The organism is Cytobacillus gottheilii, assembly GCF_018582665.1.
Taxonomy (GTDB): domain Bacteria; phylum Bacillota; class Bacilli; order Bacillales; family Cytobacillaceae; genus Cytobacillus; species Cytobacillus gottheilii.
Window position 1 is genome coordinate 3,122,430 of record NZ_CP071709.1, and the last position, 17,177, is coordinate 3,139,606.

Annotated in this window: 20 protein-coding genes; 6 read left to right on the forward strand and 14 right to left on the reverse strand. The window is 40.4% G+C overall.

The genetic code is table 11. The features are described from left to right. Positions 1-162: 162 nt before the first annotated feature. Complete coding sequence (locus tag J1899_RS15495; protein WP_066443427.1) at positions 163-297, forward strand: YqzM family protein; 135 nt, start codon at positions 163-165, stop codon at positions 295-297. A 252-nt stretch (positions 298-549) separates the two neighbouring features. Here the strand turns inward: J1899_RS15495 and J1899_RS15500 are convergent, their stop codons facing one another. The 3 genes from J1899_RS15500 to J1899_RS15510 form a co-directional block, all read right to left on the reverse strand. Beyond that, positions 550-2,871 carry a DNA internalization-related competence protein ComEC/Rec2 gene (locus J1899_RS15500; RefSeq protein WP_214475050.1) on the reverse strand — a complete coding sequence of 774 codons (2,322 nt, stop codon included), beginning with the start codon at positions 2,869-2,871 and terminating at the stop codon, positions 550-552. Positions 2,872-2,892: 21 nt separating this feature from the next. Beyond that, entirely contained in the window at positions 2,893-3,453 is a 561-nt protein-coding gene (locus J1899_RS15505) for a ComE operon protein 2 (protein ID WP_214475052.1), read from the reverse strand. 62 nt (positions 3,454-3,515) lie between these two features. Next, the gene (locus J1899_RS15510; protein WP_214475054.1) at positions 3,516-4,139 is read right to left on the reverse strand and encodes a helix-hairpin-helix domain-containing protein; all 624 of its coding nucleotides are present in this window, start codon (positions 4,137-4,139) and stop codon (positions 3,516-3,518) included. 88 nt (positions 4,140-4,227) lie between these two features. Here J1899_RS15510 and comER point away from each other — a divergent pair, with 88 nt between their 5' ends. Then, positions 4,228-5,049, forward strand: coding sequence for a late competence protein ComER (gene comER, locus J1899_RS15515; RefSeq protein ID WP_214475056.1), 822 nt, complete (start codon positions 4,228-4,230; stop codon positions 5,047-5,049). Positions 5,050-5,126: 77 nt separating this feature from the next. On the opposite strand, the gene J1899_RS15520 is transcribed toward comER, so the two are convergent. Genes J1899_RS15520 through J1899_RS15555 form a run of 8 tightly spaced genes read right to left on the reverse strand, consistent with a single transcriptional unit; the run spans position 5,127 to position 10,156 of the window. After that, a complete protein-coding gene (locus tag J1899_RS15520) occupies positions 5,127-5,882 on the reverse strand; it encodes a class I SAM-dependent DNA methyltransferase (protein ID WP_214475057.1) in 756 nt (251 codons plus the stop codon). Then, entirely contained in the window at positions 5,882-6,235 is a 354-nt protein-coding gene (gene rsfS, locus J1899_RS15525) for a ribosome silencing factor (protein ID WP_066443411.1), read from the reverse strand. The genes J1899_RS15520 and rsfS overlap by 1 nt, the downstream gene beginning before the upstream one ends. Continuing rightward, positions 6,228-6,806, reverse strand: a complete 579-nt coding sequence (gene yqeK / locus J1899_RS15530; RefSeq protein ID WP_214475060.1) for a bis(5'-nucleosyl)-tetraphosphatase (symmetrical) YqeK — start codon at positions 6,804-6,806, stop codon at positions 6,228-6,230. Before yqeK ends, rsfS begins: the two co-directional genes overlap by 8 nt. Further along, positions 6,796-7,365, reverse strand: coding sequence for a nicotinate-nucleotide adenylyltransferase (locus J1899_RS15535; protein ID WP_066443408.1), 570 nt, complete (start codon positions 7,363-7,365; stop codon positions 6,796-6,798). The genes yqeK and J1899_RS15535 overlap by 11 nt, the downstream gene beginning before the upstream one ends. Positions 7,366-7,381: 16 nt before the next feature. Then, complete coding sequence (gene yhbY / locus J1899_RS15540) at positions 7,382-7,672, reverse strand: ribosome assembly RNA-binding protein YhbY (RefSeq protein ID WP_214475062.1); 291 nt, start codon at positions 7,670-7,672, stop codon at positions 7,382-7,384. Positions 7,673-7,674: 2 nt separating this feature from the next. Continuing rightward, entirely contained in the window at positions 7,675-8,505 is an 831-nt protein-coding gene (aroE, locus tag J1899_RS15545; RefSeq protein WP_214475065.1) for a shikimate dehydrogenase, read from the reverse strand. Between the two features lie 25 nt (positions 8,506-8,530). Beyond that, on the reverse strand, positions 8,531-9,637 hold the full coding sequence (yqeH, locus tag J1899_RS15550; protein WP_214475067.1) for a ribosome biogenesis GTPase YqeH: 1,107 nt from the start codon (positions 9,635-9,637) through the stop codon (positions 8,531-8,533). 3 nt (positions 9,638-9,640) lie between these two features. Beyond that, positions 9,641-10,156 carry a YqeG family HAD IIIA-type phosphatase gene (locus J1899_RS15555; protein ID WP_066443397.1) on the reverse strand — a complete coding sequence of 172 codons (516 nt, stop codon included), beginning with the start codon at positions 10,154-10,156 and terminating at the stop codon, positions 9,641-9,643. 522 nt (positions 10,157-10,678) lie between these two features. Between J1899_RS15555 and sda the strand changes: the two genes are divergently transcribed. Next, positions 10,679-10,819, forward strand: coding sequence for a sporulation histidine kinase inhibitor Sda (sda, locus tag J1899_RS15560; RefSeq protein ID WP_066443394.1), 141 nt, complete (start codon positions 10,679-10,681; stop codon positions 10,817-10,819). A 60-nt stretch (positions 10,820-10,879) separates the two neighbouring features. On the opposite strand, the gene J1899_RS15565 is transcribed toward sda, so the two are convergent. Continuing rightward, entirely contained in the window at positions 10,880-11,677 is a 798-nt protein-coding gene (locus tag J1899_RS15565) for a phosphatidylserine decarboxylase (RefSeq protein WP_214475069.1), read from the reverse strand. A 220-nt stretch (positions 11,678-11,897) separates the two neighbouring features. Between J1899_RS15565 and pssA the strand changes: the two genes are divergently transcribed. Beyond that, positions 11,898-12,440: a CDP-diacylglycerol--serine O-phosphatidyltransferase gene (gene pssA, locus J1899_RS15570; protein ID WP_214475071.1), complete on the forward strand. Its 543-nt coding sequence runs from the start codon at positions 11,898-11,900 to the stop codon at positions 12,438-12,440. A 70-nt stretch (positions 12,441-12,510) separates the two neighbouring features. Here pssA and J1899_RS15575 read toward each other — a convergent pair whose 3' ends face one another. Next, positions 12,511-14,310 (reverse strand): M3 family oligoendopeptidase, encoded by a 1,800-nt coding sequence (locus tag J1899_RS15575; RefSeq protein WP_214475073.1) that lies wholly within the window; start codon positions 14,308-14,310, stop codon positions 12,511-12,513. 238 nt (positions 14,311-14,548) lie between these two features. Between J1899_RS15575 and J1899_RS15580 the strand changes: the two genes are divergently transcribed. Then, on the forward strand, positions 14,549-15,535 hold the full coding sequence (locus J1899_RS15580; RefSeq protein WP_214475074.1) for a F510_1955 family glycosylhydrolase: 987 nt from the start codon (positions 14,549-14,551) through the stop codon (positions 15,533-15,535). 70 nt (positions 15,536-15,605) lie between these two features. On the opposite strand, the gene J1899_RS15585 is transcribed toward J1899_RS15580, so the two are convergent. After that, positions 15,606-16,361, reverse strand: coding sequence for an N-acetylmuramoyl-L-alanine amidase (locus J1899_RS15585; RefSeq protein WP_214475076.1), 756 nt, complete (start codon positions 16,359-16,361; stop codon positions 15,606-15,608). Positions 16,362-16,634: 273 nt separating this feature from the next. Between J1899_RS15585 and J1899_RS15590 the strand changes: the two genes are divergently transcribed. Further along, positions 16,635-17,093, forward strand: a complete 459-nt coding sequence (locus J1899_RS15590; RefSeq protein ID WP_066443371.1) for a hypothetical protein — start codon at positions 16,635-16,637, stop codon at positions 17,091-17,093. Positions 17,094-17,177 lie beyond the last annotated feature (84 nt).

Genomic DNA, 17,177 nt, shown 5'->3' on the forward strand with positions numbered 1-17,177 from the left:
TAGGAATCTTCGCCGTCAGCGGTGCACCAGTAATTCTATTTTCTCCTGCATAGTAGTACGTTATTTGTGACAACTGCTGTAAGGACAGGAAAAGCATGTGAGGAAGTATGGATTTTTTAGAGTATTTCGCTTATACTAGATAGGAAATAGGAGGGGTAGACTGTGAACGAATTTGAAAAAAACGTACAAAGCACACGAAATGATGCAATTGACTCTGGTATCGGCTTCGTCGTATCATTCGGATTTTTTGCAACGTTGTTTGTCATTGCAACAGTCATTAAATTTATCGCATCTTAATCGCTACATAAAGTGAATCTTCCTATATTAGGATTATTTATGCCAACGCTTTCAAATCATCCTTTATGATTAGAAGATTCTAAATGGTTCATGCTTAAGATGCTCTTCAAATCCACTTCCATGCTAAAAAGAGAGCGGAAGCGAGATTGAAGAATGAAGACAGAAAGCTGAACAGGTTGCCAGCGCCAGCAGCCTTGAGACTGTATGATCAAAATACAGTCTCTTTTTCATTCTTTTTTCTGATACTGTATCCTATGGAATAACGGTAAAAAATGTACCTTGGCCTCCTTTAAATTTGTAGGTAATCGCCCCGTGCACATCTGTACGCAAAATAAAAATCTCTTCTTCATTCAGTTTATCTATTACATCTCCATGCGGATGGCCATACAAGTTATTTCTCCCGGCAGAAATCAAGGCGTAATGAGGCTGAACAGTTTGCAGCAATTCTATAGAAGTGGATGATTTGCTTCCATGGTGGCCAACCTTCAGCACATCTGCGCGAAGGTTCCCATAGTGATCTATTAGCAGCTTTTCACCACTCTCTTCCGCATCCCCCATAAACAGCCAGCGTAAGCCGCCAATTTCGGCATACATCACAATCGATCCATTATTCTCTCCCATTATTTCCGCAGACTCTCCCGGTAACATAAGTCGAAAAAAAGATTGTCCGCTTTTCCATCCCATACCTGCTTGTACATAATGAACTTCAATGTCATTATTTATGGCAGCAGCGGCCAGCTTTCTTTCCGATTCAGATGGTTCTGCTTCAGCCGCCATCAAAACTTCCTTCACATGCATCTCCTTCAGAATGGCTTCACTGCCGCCAATATGGTCGATATCACCATGTGTGATCATAAGCTTATCTAATGTCCGTACTCCTTTACTTTTTAGAAAAGGAACAATTGTATCTTTGCCTACTTCGAAAGGTTTCTTTCTTTCTCTCCACTTTTCTTCTGGAAAATGTAACAAACCACCAGTATCAATTAAATAGTTTCCTTGGCCATAAGGCAGCTGTATGAATATGCTGTCCCCCTGTCCAACATCGATCATGGTCACTTCTCCATACGGTGAAAAAGAATTGACAGCATAATGAATGAAGACAACAGAAGCCGGGAGCAGCAAAATTCTTACAAACGACTTGGAGCCAGAACGCTTTTCCCACAATGCAAAAAAAGATATGATCGCCGCTGCATATAGTATAAGAACAAGGTTAGAAGGGATGCCTAACGTTAAAACGGCAAAAGGAACTTCTGACAGCCAGTTACTGCCCGCATTTATTAATTGTATAAAGAGATCTAAAATGGCAACAAGAAACTCACTCTTCTCTCCAACACCCAGATGAACAAAATACAACAACATTAATCCTGGCATCATGATCCATGAATAAAGCGGGATGTAAATGATATTCACAAACAGAGAAATCAGGGAAACTTCATAAAAATAATAAAACATAATGGGAAGAGAAGAGAGTAAGCAAATAAACGAAGTCTGCAGAGCCAAAACCATTGAATTCTGAGCTTTTTTTGTTAAGTTCTGTGCAGATAGTATCAGTGAGAGGGTAATGAGAAAAGAAAGCTGTAAGCCTATATTAAATATGGCATATGGAGAAATGAGTACATATCCAATGAAAACAGCTGATATGATATCACTTGTCGGAAGATGGAAGTGGAATTTTTTCACACCCAAAGCAAGCATCAGCATTAGAACCGACCGGTTTACTGAAGGAGCCGCTCCTGTCAGTAAAGCATAAATAGGCAAGATGATGAACAAGAAATGCGTCATTTTTTCTCTCGTAATTCCTATTCTTAAGCCAAGATAATAAATAATGCCAGCGAGCATGGCAACATGGAGCCCAGAAATGGCCAATAAATGAACAATTCCCAATCGCTCATAAGAGGTAATCACATCATGATCAATCCCATTTCTGTCACCAAAGATCAGAGCTGCCGCCAGACCTGCAGACTGATCAGGAAAATGATCTTTGAGATAAGATATTCCATTAAAACGAAGCTTTTGAAAGAAGGTAATCGGAGATGAAACTTCAGAGGAACATTGAGTGAAGGAAAAATCCGGTGCTTCTAAGATCCAGTAAATACGATTTCTCTGCAGATATAAACGATAATCAAATCCATTCGGATTGGTAACAGCTGAAGGCTCTTCAAGCTGACCCCTAACAGAGCAATTCAGTCCGGGATGCACCTCATCAGTGAGCACTTCTTTCTCTTTCTCAGATGATATTTCGTAGCGCATCATCATCAATTCTCCAGTGCTGGTTTTCACCTCTGCTGAAAGTAAATCTCCATCTATTTTTATTTTATCTTGAAATGTTAGGGTGAATTCTGTTTTATCTCCCCTAAACTGTGTCACTTGATTACGCTCTGCTAGTTCACTTCTAACGTACATAGTGACTGACAGAACTACGATGAGTGCGATCATCCCAGCCTGCCACTTTTTGATTAAAACTAAAAGGATTACAAGCAGGCACAAGCCAATAAAACTAACCATTCTATCGGCAAGTGCGGCTGTAATTCCAAGTAAAGAAGCAAAAGCAAAATAAATGCCGTTTCCTTTCATTTCTCACCTCGAAATCCCTGTTTATGAAAAGAGCTTGTCCGCCTCTTCGCGGAGCTTTTGAACTGATTCTGCCTGATCCTCTTTGTTTTCAATCAAGGAAAGTATTTCATCAACAAGCGCCCGTTTTTCAGCCTGTTTAAAATCGATCGTCAATTCCTCACTATCAACTTTTAAAACTTCGACACCTGCTTTTTGAAAAAGCTCAATTCCATAAGGGTGGTTCTTATAATCTTCCGCATAATAAACAGTCTTAATGCCAGCCTGAATGATCGCTTTACAGCATTGCAGGCAAGGAAAATGCGTGACATAAATTTCTGCGTCACTCGTTGGCACACCAAACTTTGCACATTGTAAAATTGCATTCATCTCAGCATGGATCGTGCGGACACAATGATTGTCGATTACATAACAGCCTTCATCAATACAATGCTCTCCCCCGGCAATGGAGCCATTATAGCCGCCGGCAATGATTCTTTTATCACGCACAATGGTTGCTCCCACAGCCAGCCGTGTGCAGGTGCTTCGAAGTGCTAATAAATGGCTTTGCGCCATGAAATATTGATCCCAAGAAATTCTATTCATTCTTTTGTCTCTCCTTTATCTCCCGCATTCTCTTTCTAGTGTAAAGCGGCTTAATGGACAGGTCAATTGACTTTGATCAGTTCAGCCAGTTTTTCATAGGTTTTGTCACCAATGCCGGATATTTCTTTCAGCTCCTCCTTTTCTGCAAAAGATCCGTTTGTATCACGATAGTCAATAATTGCCTCTGCCTTAGCAGGCCCTATTCCCGGCAGTGTCTGAAGCTCCGCAGAGTCTGCCGTATTAAGATTGACAGTTTCATCATCATTGGAATTCGCCGACATATTCAGTTCAATCCCAGCTGACTCTTCACCCTCTTTTGGAATATATAAAACCATCTCATCTGTCACCCGCTGTGCAAAATTAATCATCTTTTCATCTGCATCATTCTCAAGTCCTCCTGCCTCAGCAATCAAGTCCACTACCCTGTCCCCGTCTTCTGCTTCATAAACACCTGGATTTTCGACAGAACCTTTGACATCGACTAAAATGATGGTTTCTTCCTCCACAGGTTCCTCAATGACTTCCTCAGTCACCGGCAGTGCCTCCTGCTGCCGGACCGCCTCCTCATTTATCTGCGTTAACTCATCACCTTCATTGCCAGAAAAAAAGAGAAACAAAATCAGCATGCCTGCCCCAAGGCAAATGAGCATGAAATAAAGCTTTTTTTCCTTTATAAAATGAAGCATATTTTTCACCAGCTTTCTTTTAGCATAATTGTTTTATTTTTTCATATGTTTTTAGGAGAAAGTTTTGCATGCATAGGAGGGTTGCAGCATGAAAATAGGTGTGATTGGCACAGGAAATATGGGCAGAATTTTGACGGAAGCATTTATAGATGGAGGAACTGTATTACCCGAGGATTTAATGATCACGAATCGAACATTAGCAAAAGCATTGTCGCTGCAGGAGGTTTATGCAGGATTAAATGTCGGAGTTGATGCTAAAGCGGTAGCTGAGCACTCTGATCTGATCTTTATCTGTGTTAAACCACATGATGTACATCATGTCATAAGCAGTATCCAAAACCAGCTGACACCTGATAAATGCGTTGTATCTATCACAAGTCCGATCAGCATAAAACAGCTGGAATCGATTGTTCCATGCTCTGCAGCAAGAGCTATTCCGAGCATCACAAACCGCGCCTTAGCCGGCGTATCTCTGCTTAGCTACGGTGATCGGTGCGATGAGAAGTGGAAGGCGAACCTGAAAGCTCTATTCGCTTCAATCTCTGCGCCGGTCGAAATTGAAGAAAATATTACACGTGTGGCATCTGATATTGTCAGCTGCGGACCAGCCTTTTATAGTTATTTAACACAGCGGTTTATTACGGCAGCGGTGAATGAAACGGAGATCGATCAGGAAACGGCTACAAAGCTTGCTGGTGAGATGCTGATTGGTTTAGGTGAGCTTTTGAGGAAAGGGTATTATACGCTGCCGACATTGCAGGAAAAGGTTTGTGTGAAAGGCGGCATTACAGGGGAAGGCATTAAGGTACTGGAAAGTGAGCTTGGAGATGTGTTTGAGCAGGTATTTAAGGCAACACACGCGAAGTTTGCGGATGATTTGGATCTAATGAAAAAGCAATATACTTTCTAGTATTCGGGATAACGAGACAAAATCCTTTTAAAAAAGATAAAAAAGCAAGATCATTTTCTCATGATCTTGCTTTTTCCTTATTTTTTCATGTGCTTCCTGCAAATGAAAAAGATCCGCTCAGAATCATCCTGCGGCGGGGTGTCAGAGAAGTCTGCTAAAACGTCCAGCACTTCAAAGCCAGCCTGGTTCAGCCATGTTCGGTATTGTTCAACAGGATAGGTGCGCTGAAAATGGAGTTCATCATAGCGGTCATATTTGCCTGTTGCCTCATCAAGTGCAAAAAAGGTTAATTCATGATCAACACTGTGAGGGTGTTCGCCTTCAAAGCTCTCCCATATGTAGCTGATTTCTTCTTCGTTTAAAGCGAATGTCTGGTTCATAAAGATATGCGCCATTTTATAAACAGAATGAACATCAGCAATAAACAGACCATCATCCTTTAGGTGTGTGAATACACCCTCAAAGGTTCTCTTCACGTCTTCTTCATTTTGCAAATAGTTCAGAGAGTCGCAAAAAATACCGATGATGTCAAAGAGGCCAAGACCTTCAAGCTCAGCCATGTTCTGCTGAAAATACTGGATAGGAAGGCCTTGTTCATCAGACTTCCCCCTTGCAACAGAAAGCATATCTTCTGAAAGATCTACTCCTGTTACGTCATATCCGCTGCCTGCAAGGCGTACAGAAAGCTCACCAGTTCCGCAGGCAAGGTCCAGCAATTTTTTTCCGGCAACATGATATTCAGCGGCCTTTTGCTCAATGATTTCAACCCATTTATTATAGGGAACATCTTTCATCAGCTCATCGTAAAGATAAGCGAACTGCTCATAGCTCATTAGTTTAACTCGCTTTGAACATTTTCAGATGGCGCGTCTCCCCAAAGGCGTTCTAAATTGTAATAATTTCTTTCATCCTTATGGAAGACATGTGCCACCACATCTCCTAAATCAACGAGAATCCATCTTGCCTCATCGAAGCCTTCCATACGCTTAACTGTATGTCCAAGCTCTTCTGCTTTTTCTTTGATTTCGCGGGCAATTGCCTGTACTTGCTTGTCAGAGTTACCATGGCAAATCACAAAATAATCGGCAATTAAGGAAATTCCCTTCATATTTAATGCGATAATATCCTCTGCTCTTTTATCATCTGCTGCTTTTACAGCTGTATTTAATAATGTTTTTTCAGTCATTTAATCTGTCCTTTCTATTTAACAATAATCCATTATAAGCCTCTAGTGTCTGCGGATATACTGCCTGCCCTTGTTTTATTAAAAATATAATTGTATTGCTCATCGCCTGTTTAAGTGCTGCATCTAAATTTTCTTGTGCTGACAGCCGGACTTCCTCGACACCAGGGAATTTGCGGCCCGGCTCAATATAATCGGCGACATAGATAATTTTGTCCAAAAGCGTCATATGCTCACGCCCTGATGTATGATAGCGGATTGCATCCAATATCTCTTCATCTGCAATGCCCGCTTCCTCTTTAACAAGGTAAGCCCCTACAGGAGCATGCCATAATTCAGAGTGGTGCAAAAGCAAGTCTGCCGGCATTTTCTGTTCAATGATGATGCTTTTCATTTCATCTTTCGGTCTGAACTTCGCATAATCATGGAAAATCGCTGCGATCTCCGCTTTTTTCTCATCAGCTTTATACTTTTTCGCCAGTTCAATCGCTGTTTCCATTACGCCAATGGTATGAATATATCGTTTCTCTGTTAATTGTTCTTTTACTAGACTTAGCGCTTTTTCACGATCCATACAGCTTTTTCTCCTTTATATAATCACGTATTTCATTCGGAACTAAATACGTAATGGATCTCCCTTTTTGAAGGCGATCCCGAATCAAACTGGATGAAATCGCCACATCCGGCACATTAGCATATGTAATAGGATAGTCGCTTTCAAGCTCATAAGAGGGACGATTGACACCAATGAATTGCACCATCGTGATCAGCTCATTAATGTTATGCCACTTGGGCAAATATTCTACCATGTCCGCACCAATGATAAAATAAAAGCTGTATTGTTCATATAACTCATTCAGCTGCTTGATGGTGTCATAGGTGTAGGAGGGACCTTGCCTGTCCAGTTCAATCGTTTCTACTTTAAAACCAGGGTGCCCGGTAATGCCAAGCTCCAGCATCATGACCCGATCTGAAGCCGACACCGAATTTAACCGTACTTTATGCGGAGGCTCCTGGTTTGGCATAAACCAGATTTCATCAAGCTCAAGTTCCTCTTTTACCTCATTCGCAATGATAAAATGGCCAAGATGCGGAGGGTCAAAGGTTCCGCCTAGAATTCCTACCTTTTTCAGAAGTCTTCACTCCCTGTTATGGTAATTGAATTTGCTTATTCTCTCTTGATTCTTTATATAGTACTATTGTGTTTCCGATCACTTGAACTAATTCTGCACGTGCACCTTTTGACAGCTTTGCTGCCACTTCATCGCGATCTTCTTCACAGTTTTGAAGCACACTGATTTTCATCAATTCTCTAGCTTCAAGGGCTTCACGAATCTGCCCGATCATATTTTCATTGACGCCGCCTTTTCCAACTTGAAAAATCGGGTTCAAATGGTGTGCCTTTGATCTTAAAAATCTTTTTTGTTTACCTGTTAACATTGTTAACCTCCTAGATGTGATAATACAAGTTTTTTCATTCTATTTGTATCGGGTTTTATGCCTGTCCAAAGTTCAAACGCTAGTGCCCCTTGATACACAAACATTGGCAGGCCGTTTTGAATCTCTGCTCCTGCCTTTTGAGCTTGCAGCAAAAAGGGAGAGTAGAGTGGATTATAGATAATATCGCTGACAAATGTTTTGGAATCGAGACGCTGTAAAGATAGGGGTAAGCCTTGACTGGCTGCCGACATTCCAATTGGCGTTGTCTGGATGATTAACCCATACTGTGACAATTCTTTTTCCGCCATGTCCTTTGAATAAACGGTTGTTTGCACTTCATATGGACACTCATTCTTAATAAGCTCAGCCTTCTCTGCAGTCCGATTGCACAAATCAATGTGCTGCAGGCCAGCAGCAGCGAGTGCAAAATAAATGCCTCTTGCTGCTCCTCCAGCTCCAATAACCAATGTCCGCCTGTTCTTGAAATCCGGCAGTACCGTCTGCAATCCTGCCACATAACCAGTGCCGTCCGTATTATAGCCATGCAATTTGCCTTCTTTATTGACTACTGTGTTAACAGCACCAATGGATCCTGCAAGCGGGTCTACATAATCAAGAAAAGGAATAATTCTTTCTTTATGCGGAACTGTGACATTGAATCCCGATATGCCTATGGCCTTCAAGCCTGCAACAGCCTCTTGCAGTGACTCTTTTTTTACGAGAAGAGGATGGTAATGGGCATTGATCCCATATACTCCAAAAAGATCATTATGCATGAGAGGTGACATGGAATGGGCGATCGGATCACCTATAACAGCAAATAGCTTTTGCATAAATCTGATTCCCCTTCCGTGAAAACTAAATCAGTGATTTCCTGGTTATTACATGAACACCTTTAGGAACATAGGCAGTAACCTTAATTCCCGGGTCGTTAATTGTAATCCAGCCTAAACCTGAGAATACGATATCTGTCTTTCCTTCTTTGATCGAAAACTCCTGCTTCACCAGCTCCGGGAACTCATCCATTTGCTCCTGTCTCGGAGGTGTCAGCATTTCGCCGGCATGATTTTTATAAAGCTCCTCAGCATTCTCTGTTTTGGTCCGATGAATCAGCAATTCGTTTGAGAAATGGCAGACAAACGAGGTTTTGCCGCCGCCTGAGACATAATCAAATCTTGCTAATCCGCCAAAATATAATGTCTGCCCTTCATTTAGCTGATAGATTTTTGGCTTAATTTCTTTTTTCGGCGTAATGACTTTCAGATCACGCTTATCGACAAAGTGTGCCATCTGATGATGATTGATAATCCCTGGTGTATCCATCAGAGCTTGTCCATCAGAAAGCGGGATCTCAATAATATCAAGAGTCGTGCCAGGAAAATGAGATGTTGTAATAATATCTCCTTCACCTGTTACTTCCTTTAGAATACGATTTATAAATGTCGACTTCCCGACATTTGTACAGCCGACCACATACACATCTTTACCGCCACGATAGTGATCAATCGCTTCTGCCACTTCTTTCATGTTCTGTCCTTTGCCTGCACTCACAAGGAAAACATCCTCAGGCTTTAGTCCAAGCTCCTTGGATTCCTGCTTCATCCAATTGATCAGCTTATTCTGCTTAACTGATTTTGGCAAAAGGTCGACCTTGTTCCCAACCAGCAGGATTGGATTTTTGCCCACAAATCGGTGCAGCCCAGGCAGCCAGCTGCCATTAAAGTCAAAGATATCGACAATTTTAACGATGAGGGCATCTGTTTGGCCAATTCCATTTAATATTTTCAGAAAATCATCATCTGTTAAGCTGACGTCCTGAATTTCGTTGTAATGCTTTAAACGGAAACAGCGCTGACAAATGATTTCCTCTTTTTCCAATGCAGAAGGCGGAGCATAGCCTAAGCCTTCTCTTTCATCTGTTTGAATTTTCACTCCGCATCCAATGCAGACATATTGTTCACTCAATGTTTAATCCTCCCACTGAATCATCCCTTTTTTCCGGAAGAAATTAAGGATGCGTCTTTCCACTTTTCTGTTAAACCTTGTTACAAATCCATCTGTTTGGGCAACAGGCACAACCAATACGGTGTGAAACCCGCTGCGGTTTCCGCCAAGAACATCTGTAAGCAGCTGGTCCCCGATTACAACTGTTTCTTCCTGCTGTAAGCCCATCTCAGCTAATGCACGTCTAAACGCTCGTCCCATTGGTTTGCGAGCTTGATATATAAAAGGTATATTAAGCGGCTCTGAAAATGCCTTTACTCTATTTTCATTATTATTGGATACAATCGTAACTTTAATATTGCTATTTTTCATATCCTCGAACCATTTAATCAGTTTCGGGGTTGCGTTTGGACGATCCCACTCAACAAGCGTGTTATCCAAATCGGTAATAATTCCCTTAACACCTCTTTCAGCCAGCGTATCCGGAGTTATTTCAAAGATACTTTTCACATGCTGATTTGGTAAAAAATGCTTCAACACCATTGTCACACCTCAATTTTCTTATTCTGCATTACTATGTCACATCATCTGGTGATGGTCAATATATTTCTAAAGCGTTATAAAGCTTTAAGGATATGTTCTGATATCTGCTTGATAGCATTCACTATCCAGATTCCTCTTCACATTACTCTCTTAGTTTCTTCCATTTATCTAATCCGATATTTAAAGATCCTCATTATATCTTTTGCATAAAAAATGTTTCCCATAAGGAGAACAAATTTCCGTACATTTATAAATTAAGGCAAATACTTTTCGACAAAATTTTCAGCTTCGAATTTGTGGATAACTTTATTCACATTATACACTATGATACAGTTATCATTTTCCCATATATAAACAAAATAATCACAGGTTATCCACCACTGACTGTGGATAACCGAACGGTTGTTCCGTGTGTTTAAATTTGGTAAAGTAAGGGTACAACACAATTACCTACTAAATATATGTTTAAATCCAGTTACATAGAACGATTTAAAGCCCACTTTTGGAGGTGAGTCAACTTTGCGCAAACTGTCAGATGACCTGCTCATAGAGTCGTATCATAAAGCAAAAGAACTTCGACTTTCCCCAGACTTTATTCGATTAATTGAAACGGAAATCCACCGGAGATCTTTAACAAACCAGATTAAAGCTTCATCTTAAAGTCTGCTACTTGTAAATTGGACAAGCCCTTTTTTAAAGGGCTTTTATTTTTTTCTATAATTAAACTTGGACAGATTGATGGACTATATCGCCAATTCTCTTTCCTGCTTGAATGTTGAAAGGTGCTTTAATGCCCTGATCAAGTATAAAGGTATCTTTTTCAAACAAGAGAATAACGGTAGATCCGAATGTAAAGTAAGCCATTTCCTTCCCTTTTTCGAGCATGTCCCCATTATGAGTTGTTTCAATTGAATTGACAAACATCGCTCCCACCTTAATGACCGCAAGCTTTCCTTCTTCATGCTGAATTTCAGTGATTGTCCGATAATTTTTCGATAACGTATCCCTGCCATATTTAAGTCCCAATCGATTGACTGGATATGATTTACGGCCCAAGGTCCATTGTTCAAGGACCGTTCCTGTAACAGGACTATGAATGCGATGATAATGACTGGGACTTAAATATAAAATCATATACTCCCCGCCAGCATAAACATCCGCTTTCTCTTTGCTTCCCAGCATCTCACTGATTGAATAGGTTTTTCCTTTAACAACAATCTCACGTGTGCTTTCAATCATGCCGATATCTTCAATGACCGCATCCACCGGGCTAACAACTGCTTCTTCTGCAGCATGTGTGATCCGCGCATTTGTTTTCAGCTTACGGATAAAAAAGTCATGCAGCGATTGATATTCTTTTCGTTCTTTTTCCATTTCCTGTTCATTAATTTTATAGGTTTTTGAAAATGAAGGAATTACAAATCTGCTAAGCTTTGACCGAGCAAATTTTTGAAGAAGATAGGACGTAATTCTGCCATTAGTCAGTTCAATCAAAAAGCGATAGATAGGTTGTTTCATCTTTTAGCTCCAATCTCTTGTCATTAAGTCATCCTGCCTAAAATCAGCAGCTATATACAAAATAAGCATAGCAGCATCCTGAAACTTTGCTGCTTTTAAACCGTATAAAATAACAGTCTTTAAAATATTTATTATATAAGGACAATTGTATTCGTTGTTAAAAGGTCTTATGTAATGTGTTCAAAGCGCTTGCGCTTTTCTTATTCAAAGGAGTGAAAAGATGCTTTCATTTCAAAGCAGCCACCATTTATGGAAAAGATTCAGGTCTCAAATCGCAAATATATTCACTTTATTGAATCTTAGCAGTGGAAGTATTGCTTGTATATTCATTATGAATGAGCAGATTTCAGTTGGAATTTTGTTCATTGTTTTGGCTGCTCTCTTAGATTTTCTTGATGGGATGCTGGCAAGGAAACTTCAGATTCAATCTGAGTTCGGAAAACAATTGGATTCCATGAGTGATATTATATCATTTGGCATAGCACCAGCACTATTATTATATCAGGGAATTCTTTATGAATTTGGTGTCATTGGTATGGTTTTCACCATGATGTATACATGCTGCGGGGCGATTCGCCTTGCACGTTACCATCTGATCCATCAAGATGAGTATTTTATTGGATTGCCAATTACCGCTGCTGGTCTCTTTGCTGCGCTGAGCATGCTGATGATTTTACATATACCCCCAGTCTTCTATTTATCTTTCACCATAATCTTATCTTTCATGATGGTCAGTACGATGAAAGTAAAGAAAATCCGCTGAATTTCTTTTACCCATAAGCTTGGTGAAATAACAAAAAACCGCCCTCATAGAGCGGTTTTTTTTGCAGATGTTATTTCTTTTCTGTTAGTGCTAGGAATTCTTCTACATCATCTACACATAGCTGAACAGCTTTTTCCCAGAAATCAGGTTTTGTTAAGTCTGTGTTTAAATGCTTTTGTGCCAGGTCTTCTACTTTCATTGATGCAGAATCCTTTAATAAGTCAATATATTTTTCCTCATAGCCAGCTCCTTCTTCAATTGCCTGCGCATAGATGCCAAGAGAGAAGAGATAGCCGAATGTGTACGGGAAGTTGTAGAAAGGAACACCTGTGATATAGAAGTGAAGCTTAGATGCCCAGAATGTTGGGTGGTACTCATCCAATGCACCTGCATAGGCTTCCTTCTGAGCTTCAAGCATTAGTTCACTAATTCTTTCCGTGCTCACCATGCCGCTTTTTCTTTCTTCATAAAAACGTGTTTCAAACAAGAAACGAGCATGAATATTCATCAGCAGTGCAACAGAACGCTGAATTTTATCTTCTAAAAGAGAAAGCTTTTCTTCCTCTGACTGTGCATTCTTCACCGCTGCATCGCTGACAATCATCTCAGCAAATGTGGATGCTGTTTCAGCTACATTCATTGCATAACTGCGGTTCAGTGTATGAACATCTCTCATCGCGTATGAATGGAAACCATGTCCCAGCTCGTGTGCAAGTGTTGAGATATTAGAAGGTGTCCCGGAGTATGTCATGAAAATACGGGATTGGCCAGTTTCCGGGAAGAATGTACAGAACCCGCCAGGTCTCTTTCCAGCACGGTCTTCTGCTTCGATATAGCTATCTTCAAATGCCGTTCTTGAATAGGAAGTCATTTCCTCCCCAAATTTGCTGAAATGATCGAGGATAAATTGTGCACCCTCCTGATAAGAAACCTTCGTTTCTGTCTCGCCAAGCGGAGCATCAAGATCATACCAGCTCAACTTTTCCAATCCGAGCAATTGTGCCTTTCTTTCAAGAAACTTTACGAAAGGAGCTTTATAGCTTGAAATCACATTCCACATGGAATCAAGTGTAGCCTTTTCCATACGGTTAATCGCTAATGGCTCTTTCAATGGATCCTCCCAGCCGCGTTTATCATAGACCGTTAAGCGGAAGCCAGCCAAGTGGTTTAATGTTTTGGAAAAGTAATCTGCCTTTTCTCCCCATGCCTCTTCCCAGCTCTTGAATACAGTTTTTCTTACTTCACGATCCGGGCTGGAAAATTTATTGGACGCCTGCCCAACAGACAAAAGTTTCTCCTCGCCGTTTTCTGTGAATGGAACCTTAACTGTTCGAACAATCACATCATACATTTGGCTCCAGCCGTGATAACCATCAACACCAAGCGCATTGATTAAGGATTCTTCCTTCTCAGATAACTTCTCCGCTGCTTTTTCACGGCGTTCTGTCAGAACAAATGACAATTCAGATAATCCTTCTGTTTGTAAAATGTCTTCCCAAACATTTTGGTCAAATGATGTCAATTTTTCATCAAAACCAGTTAGCACCGATTGAAATGCTGCACTTAGAAGTGTCACTGTAGCACGATGTTTGTTCGCTGCCTTGTCTTCTGTATTCTGTGCTTCTAAACAGCTGACAAATGCTCCCGCCTGTCTAATTTTCTTCGATGTTTCTTCAAACTTCTTCAAAAGTTCGATCAGCTGACTGCTTTCACTTGCTTCGTTCGAAGGTTCCCAGCCCTGTAAAGATTGTTTAAACTGTTCTATTTGTTCTTCCGTTTCATTAAGATGTGCTGTAAATTCCTCAGATTCACTTCCGCCTTTAAAAAATACATCTAAATCCCAAACCTCTGAATATGTTTTTGTTGTCATTTCAAAGCCTCCTAAAATCGTTATGTATCATTTGCCTTTGACTCTATTTGAAAAAGCTCATTTTACTTCGGCAGCTGAAATACTTTCTATATTATAAATTAATTTTTCGGAAATTTCTATCTTCATGACTTTCTTTTTTTAAAAGGATCAAAATGGGAAGGCGCTATGTTTGCTTCTTAACATGGTTATCGTTATGCTATCATTGACATGAAGCAAAAATGAAAGTTGGAGTGAACAGATGATTTTGAAACGATTTTTAATCCCTTTTTTGCTGCTAACCGTTTTTTTAGCAGCTTGCACGAATACGGAGGATGAAGCAGAACAGCCGTCAACACCCGACAATGAAACGGAAGAGCCTGCTCAAGAAAACCCGGAGACAGAGGAAGAAGATGTACCATTTGAAATCGTGGAAGCAGCAGATATAGAAATTGCCCAGCTGCAGGGAATAGGCTATCCTGGAAATGATGACGCTTTATATGTTGCAACAGATCAAGGCTTGCTTATGTTTAAAGGAGACAATTGGTATGAAACGACTTCAAAAAAGCATGATTATTTTGGCTTTAATGCGGTGGAAGACGGATTTATTTCAAGCGGCCAGCAAGGTGAAGCAAAGTTGGGAATTGCCAAAAGTACAGATAAAGGTGAAACACTTGAATACATTGCTTTTAAGGAAAAGGGACAGTTTCCTTTTCTGACGGCCGGGTATCAAACCGGAATAATTTATGGAATAAACGGTGACGCATCCACTGAGATGGATCCAGGCCTGTTCCGTTCTGCAGGTGAGGATGCTGAATTTGAGCCTGTACCATTAAATGGATTTGGTGCCGATACGCTTGGCATGATCGCTGCCCATCCGACTGACGCGAATAAGATGGCAATGGCCACAAGGAGCGGCATCTACCTTTCTGAGGATAAGGGAAATAATATGGAGCTTATTACAGAAGAGATCATGGTCACTGCTCTTGCATTTACAGAAGGTCATTTATATTATTCTTCAGTAGAAAATGAGAAGGTTTTATTCCATTCTATCAGCCTGGAGACGATGGAAAGCGCAAGTATTGAAATTCCTTTCCTCGCTTATGATAACCCGATTACCTATATAACAGGCAGTCAAAAGAATGAGGGCACACTGGCATTTTCAACCTACATGCGCGACCTTTATCAATCAGCAGATTTTGGAGAATCATGGGAAAACATTCTCGAGAAGGGCAGTATTTCGAATTAGGATAGCTTATGAAAAAAGAGTAAAAGCCCGAAAATGCTTTTACTCTTTTTTTGCAAATGAACAGAATCCTCTACAGAATAATCGCTTCAAACCCAGCAGCCGTTAAATGCTGCACCAGCTGCTCTGCATTTTTTCTATCAGAAAAGGCCCCAGCCTGAACCTTATATAATCCATTTTCGGCAAGTACAAACGAGTCAAATCCTGCACTTCTCGCCTGTGCTGCTAGACTATCAGCATTCCCTTTATCTCGGAATGCCCCAATTTGCACCCTAAAGAGGTTTATTTGTTTTTTTTTTAACCCAAAAGCCCTTGCCAGTCCGTTGACATGTCCTCTGGCAATTCCTTCTATGAAAGCTGGCTGTGCCAACTTTGCTGCATCATTTGCATGGTCAATAAAGCCGTTTTCAGTCAATAAAGCCGGCATCGCTGACTCGCGAAGCATATGGAAGTTCGCCTGCTTCTTGCCGCGGTCCGCAAAATCAACAGCCTTTATCACTTCCTCATGAATAATATTTTGGTAAGTTGCAGTCGGTGCACCAACATTCGGATAAATAAAATCCTCATAACCTGTCCCTCCGCCCGCATTAATATGAATGGATAGAAGAAAATCTGCTCCCCATGCATTGGCCGCATTTGTCCGGCTGCTTAATGAAAGAGCTGTATCTCCTGTTCTGCTCATATTAAGTTCAACATTTTCATACTCACTGCCTAGAATATCCCGTATCCTAATGGCAATCTGAAGGGTTAAATCCTTCTCCTGCAGTCCGTTTCCAACAGCTCCTGGATCACTGCCCCCATGACCAGGATCTATAAAGATTTTCACCATTTTCATCACCTCAATCTATCCTATTCTTTTACTCTCTTAACTGCTTGTACACTTGTGGAAAGAACAGAGAAAATCGAGAAAATGGCAATGGTTATTCATGCTGGAATGGTAAATGGAAAATTAGAAAATGTGGCTCTTGTATCAATAGTTAGTAGACTAGATGGAGAATACTCTTAAATAGAGAAAAGAATGTTGTAATCAAGCAAAAAAACAATTCAATTTCAATATCATAAATGTAATAATATAGAAAAAAGTATTTTTTTGGAGGATCCTTTGAGAGAGTTACTTGAAAAGAGTTTGCTTGGAGCAGCGATTGTATTTGTCATTAACCATGTCTTAGGACATCTGTTTTTGTTTATCCCCTTTTTTTCTCAAGGTGAAATGTACATGGAAGGAACGTTTTTTGGCATGTTCTATAATCTTCAGCTGTATTTTTATTTCATTTTTACGAATGGAGTTTTGTTCTTAGCCATAAAACACTACTATCCAAAATGGCATATGAGCTGGAATGTTATACTCGTTTTTATTGCATTTAACTTTTTCCTACAGCGAAATCCATTAGGCAATGAGGGAGAAATAGTCTATTATGTTCGTTATCTATTTGCACTGAGCGGTCTTTTCTTGGTTAACATCATTCGTGACAGGGTTTCATGGATTTGGAAATCTATGATTATTGCCTCTCCTCTTTTACTTTCTGGTCTCATTTTGGTGATTTTAAGTATATCAGAGTAATCATAAAAAAAAGGGGCTGAACTTTTAACAGTCACAGCCTTTTTATAATTGAAAAGGAAGCGCCGAACTATGCAAGGACTACAT